Genomic DNA, 3,949 nt, shown 5'->3' on the forward strand with positions numbered 1-3,949 from the left:
CAACAAACTCAAGCAATGGCGCGGCATCGCGATGCGCTCAGACAAGACAGCCCGCTCCTACCGCGCCGCGATAGCCCTCGCCGCCACGCTGATCTGGATCAAGACCGACTTAATCCACACGGCCTAGCGGAACCGGCGCAGGCGCAGGCTGTTGAGCACGACGAACACCGAGCTGAACGCCATCGCCGCGCCCGCGAGCATGGGGGCGAGCAGGCCGAGGGCCGCGAGCGGGATCGCCGCGACGTTATACGCGAAGGCCCAGAACAGGTTCGTGCGGATGACGCCGAGGGTCTTCCGCGACAGGCGCACGGCGTCGGCGGCGACGCGGAGGTCGCCGCGCACGAGGGTCAGGTCGCTCGCCTCGATGGCGACGTCGGTGCCCGTGCCCATCGCCATACCGAGGTCGGCCTGGGCGAGGGCCGCGGCGTCGTTGACGCCGTCGCCGACCATCGCGACGCTGCGCCCCTCGGCCCGAAGCCTCTTCACGACGTCGACCTTGTCGGCGGGGAGCACCCCGGCGATGACGCGGTCGATGCCGACCTCTGCCGCGACGGCTCGGGCGGGTTCTTCCGCGTCGCCCGTGACGAGCACCGGTTCGAGACCGAGGCCCGTAAGCGCGCGCACGGCCTCCGCGGAGGTGTCCTTCACGCGGTCGGCGACCGAGAGGATCCCACGCGCCTTGCCGTCCCACGCGATCGCGACGACCGTCTCCCCGCGCGCGGATGCCGCGTCGAACTCGCCGCGCAGCTGCGGATCCAGCGGCACCGCCCAGTCGTCGAGCAGCCGCGGGCGACCGATGACGACGGCGCGTCCGTCGACGACTCCCTGCGCACCGAGCCCCTCGAGGTTGCGGAAGTCGGTCACCCTCGTCAGCGAATCGCCGATAACTTCTGTCTGCGCGCCGCTCGAGGCGGGGTTGTGCGGCACGCCAGCCTCGGGCCGCGCGGCGGTCACGATCGCGCGGGCGATGGGGTGCTCGGATCCGGCCTCCAGCGCGGCGGCGATGCGGAGCACCTCGTCGGCGGTCTCGCCCTCGGCGGGCACGACCGAGGTGAGCGCCATGCGACCCTCGGTCACGGTTCCGGTCTTGTCGAGCACGATCGTGTCGATGCGGCGAGCGCGCTCGAGGGCGTCCGCGTCCTTGATGAGGATCCCGCGCTTCGCACCGGTGCCCGTGCCCATCATGAGGGCCAGCGGCGTGGCGAGGCCAAGCGCGCAGGGGCAGGCGATGATGAGCACCGCAACCGCCGCTGTGAAGGCCGCCGCGATCGGCTGGCCGAGCAGGATCCACGCCGCGAGCGTCGCGAGCGCAAGCACGATGACGATGGGCACGAAGATGCCCGAGATGCGGTCGGCCAGGCGCTGCGCCGCGGCCTTCGACGCCTGCGCGTCCTCGACGAGCTTCGCCATCTGCGCCAGCTGCGTGTCCTTGCCGACGCGCGTCGCGCGCACCACGAGCAGGCCGCCGGCGTTGATCGTGCCGCCCGTGACGGCATCGCCCACCGCTACCTCGACCGGCACGGGCTCGCCCGTGACCATCGAGGAGTCGACGGCGCTCGCGCCCTCGATGACGGATCCGTCGGTCGCGATCTTCTCGCCCGGTCGGACGACGAACTCGTCGCCGACCCGGAGCGCGTCGGCGGGGATCCGCTCTTCGACGTCCCCGCGCCGCACCGCGACATCCTTCGCACCGAGGTCGAGCAGCGCGCGCAGGGCGTCGCCCGCGCGGCGCTTGCTGCGCGCCTCGATGTACCGGCCCGCGAGGATGAACGTCGTCACGCCCGCGGCGGCCTCGAGATAAATGGATCCGGATCCGTCGGCGCCGGTCGCGAGCAGCGACCAGCCGTGACGCATGCCGATCATGCCGGCGGATCCGAAGAACAGCGCGTAGAGGCTCCAGCCGAGCGCGGCGAGCGTGCCGACCGACACGAGGGTGTCCATGGTCGCGGCGCCGTGCCGCAGGTGCGTCCACGCGGCGCGGTGGAATCCCCAGCCTCCCCAGATCACCACCGGCAGCGCGAGCGCGAGCGACACCCACTGCCAGCCCGGAAACTGAATCGGCGGGATCATCGCGAGCGCGATCACCGGAACGCTCAGCGCGATGCTCGCAATGAGCCTCGTGCGGAGCGGGGTCAGGTGGTCTTCCTCGACCTGTTCGAGCGATGCCCCATAGCCCGCGGCTTCGACGGTCGCGATGAGGTCGTCGGGCGTGACGCCGTCGAATCGCACATGCGCCTTCTCGCTGGCGTAGTTCACCTGCGCCTCGACGCCGTCCATCTTGTTGAGCTTGCGCTCGATGCGGTTCGCGCACGAGGCGCACGTCATGCCTTGGATGTCGAGCTCGAGCTCGGTCATGGTGATCCCTCTCCTGAGGTGTGCTGTGCTGTGCCGGCGGGTGCGGTGCGTGGGGCTGGGCTGGGCGTGTGGAGGCTGGGCGTGTCCCACTTATGGCGGGAATAGCAGCGCCATACCCGCGCCAAGTGGGACACGGATCAGGGCATGTCCCACTTACGGCCGGAATAGCAGCCCCATACCCGCACCAAGTGGGACACGCCCCGAAGCGCGTCCCAGTTACGGCGGGAATCGCCCCAGCGACGCCGCGCGACGCTTACGCGGGGTTCAGCCCCAGGTCGCCGGGGGCGGCGAGGGCGTAGCCGGCTTCCTGCACGGCGGTGGCGACGGCGCGGTCGTCGATCGCCTCGGCGGTGACGCTGAGGCGTCCGCTCGCGAGGTCGACCTCGACCTTTTCGACACCGGCGATGTCCGACACCTCCTCGGTGACGCTCATCACGCAGTGCTGGCAGGTCATGCCCTTGACGGTGTAGTTCTTCGTGGTCATTGTTGTCTCCCTCAGGAACGCACCAGGCGCGCGATGGCGTCGGATGCCTCGGTCAGTTTCTCCGCCGCGACGTCGCCGCCCTCGTGCACCGCGTGCGCGACGCAGTGCGAGAGGTGGTCGTCGAGCAGGCTCAGCGCCACGGATTCGAGCGCCTTCTTGGTCGCGGAGATCTGCGTGAGGATGTCGATGCAGTACTGCTCTTCGTCGACCATCCGCTGAAGACCGCGCACCTGGCCCTCGATGCGACGCAGGCGCGCCTGCACCTTGTCTTTGCCGTCGATGTATCCGTGGGTCATACTCATGCCAACAGCATACCCCCTGGGGGTATTCCCGTCGTTTGTCGGTGATTCGGGTGAGAATGGACCCATGCCTTCCCTCGACGCCGACGCCGCCCTCTGGTCCGAGCCCCTGGGCGACAAGCCGCTCGTCGTACTGCTGCACGGGTACGGATCCGACGAGCGGGATCTCTTCTCACTGCGCGATCACCTGCCGAGCGCGTTCACCTACGCGGCCGTGCGCGCCCCGCTCGCGCCCCCGTTCCCGATGAGCGGGCACAGCTGGTACCCGATCGACGGCCTGCAATCGAGGGATCCCGCGGGCGTCACCGCGGGCGCGGAGGCGCTCCTCGAGTGGCTCGCGCCCCTCGGCGAGCGCCGAGTCGGGCTCGTCGGCTTCTCGCAGGGCGCGGCCGTCTCCCTCCAGGCCATGCGCCTCGCTCCCGAGAGGTTCGACTTCGTCGTCAACCTGTCCGGCTATGCGGCCGGCGGATCCGCCCCCGGCGACGAGACGCTGAAGACCGCGCGGGTGCCGGTGTTCTGGGGTCGCGGATCCGCGGACGAGGTGATCCCGCCCGAGGCGATCGACCACACGACCCAGTGGCTCCCCGATCACAGCGAGCTCGTGGGTCGGGTCTATCCGGGCCTCGGGCACGCCGTCTCGGCGCAGGAGATCGAGGATCTTTCGCGCTTCCTCGAGAAGCAGGCCTAGGCCGTGTGGATTAAGTCGGTCTTGATCCAGATCAGCGTGGCGGCGAGGGCTATCGCGGCGCGGTAGGAGCGGGCTGTCTTGTCTGAGCGCATCGCGATGCCGCGCCATTGCTTGAGTTTGTTG

General features: G+C 70.0%; 4 protein-coding genes. 1 reads left to right on the forward strand and 3 read right to left on the reverse strand.

Translation table 11 applies throughout. The features are described from left to right. Positions 1–123: 123 nt before the first annotated feature. The 3 genes from IEX05_RS15070 to IEX05_RS15080 all read right to left on the reverse strand — a co-directional run bounded on the left by IEX05_RS15070 (position 124) and on the right by IEX05_RS15080 (position 3,135). Positions 124–2,355, reverse strand: coding sequence for a heavy metal translocating P-type ATPase (locus tag IEX05_RS15070; protein WP_188703279.1), 2,232 nt, complete (start codon positions 2,353–2,355; stop codon positions 124–126). A 253-nt stretch (positions 2,356–2,608) separates the two neighbouring features. Beyond that, on the reverse strand, positions 2,609–2,839 hold the full coding sequence (locus tag IEX05_RS15075) for a heavy-metal-associated domain-containing protein (RefSeq protein ID WP_188703281.1): 231 nt from the start codon (positions 2,837–2,839) through the stop codon (positions 2,609–2,611). 11 nt (positions 2,840–2,850) lie between these two features. Further along, a complete protein-coding gene (locus IEX05_RS15080) occupies positions 2,851–3,135 on the reverse strand; it encodes a metal-sensitive transcriptional regulator (RefSeq protein ID WP_229661373.1) in 285 nt (94 codons plus the stop codon). A gap of 70 nt (positions 3,136–3,205) precedes the next feature. Between IEX05_RS15080 and IEX05_RS15085 the strand changes: the two genes are divergently transcribed. After that, positions 3,206–3,826 carry an alpha/beta hydrolase gene (locus IEX05_RS15085; protein ID WP_188703285.1) on the forward strand — a complete coding sequence of 207 codons (621 nt, stop codon included), beginning with the start codon at positions 3,206–3,208 and terminating at the stop codon, positions 3,824–3,826. The last annotated feature ends 123 nt before the right edge of the window (positions 3,827–3,949 follow it).

The sequence above is a fragment of the Microbacterium nanhaiense genome (assembly GCF_014646015.1).
Lineage (GTDB): Bacteria > Actinomycetota > Actinomycetes > Actinomycetales > Microbacteriaceae > Microbacterium > Microbacterium nanhaiense.